The organism is Vibrio rumoiensis 1S-45 (assembly GCF_000286955.2).
In the GTDB taxonomy this organism is placed as follows: Bacteria; Pseudomonadota; Gammaproteobacteria; order Enterobacterales; family Vibrionaceae; genus Vibrio; species Vibrio rumoiensis_A.
The window spans coordinates 1-595 of the sequence record NZ_AJYK02000042.1 but is presented as its reverse complement, the minus strand read 5'-3'; the positions used below and the strand labels follow the sequence as shown (position 1 = coordinate 595).

At 38.5% G+C, this 595-nt stretch carries 1 protein-coding gene; it reads right to left on the bottom strand.

The genetic code is table 11. The features are described 5' to 3' along the window. Positions 1-32 precede the first annotated feature (32 nt). On the bottom strand, positions 33-419 hold the full coding sequence (locus A1QC_RS05375; protein ID WP_017025681.1) for a VOC family protein: 387 nt from the start codon (positions 417-419) through the stop codon (positions 33-35). Positions 420-595 lie beyond the last annotated feature (176 nt).

Genomic DNA, 595 nt, shown 5'->3' with positions numbered 1-595 from the left:
GGTGTCGGCTGCGCGAAACCTATCCTTATTTGTTAGGTGCGTTCTTCAATTTTCCACGGCGGGTTTAATCGATTTTCACCTGCCCAATACAACTTAATTTTGTTTCCTGATGGGTCACTTAGTACAGCTTCTTTCCAAAGGAACGGTTGATCGATGGGTTCCTGATCGAACTCTATACCTTTACCTTTCAGGTTTTCTACCAGCTGATCGAGTTCTTCATGTTCAAAATAAACAACACCTCTACATTCTAACCCACGTTTATCTGGGTCTAAGTAGATTGAAAATGTAGAGTCTCCACCGGGAAAAGAGAAACGAGCATAATGCTCATCGCTGACAATTTGAATAAGCCCTAATGTTTTGTAAAAATCTACAGCCAAATTGATATCATCAACAGCCAAAGTTACTTGATTTAGATTCATATACTTTCCTTGTATCGCATGTATGACGCCTAACAATTTAATAGACGGAAAAATCCGTATAGTCTTTCCGTCTATCATCTCAGTCACTTTTTGGAACAGCAAGCTAGATAACTAAATTTATCCATAAAGTACGATTTGTCTCATACTCACTAAGCATAAAATGCGGAAATAATCCG

What these genes read in the sequence shown, in the direction of transcription:
- A1QC_RS05375 (WP_017025681.1), bottom strand. Translation starts at nt 419, where the DNA reads ATGAATCTAAATCAAGTAACTTTGGCTGTTGATGATATCAATTTGGCT.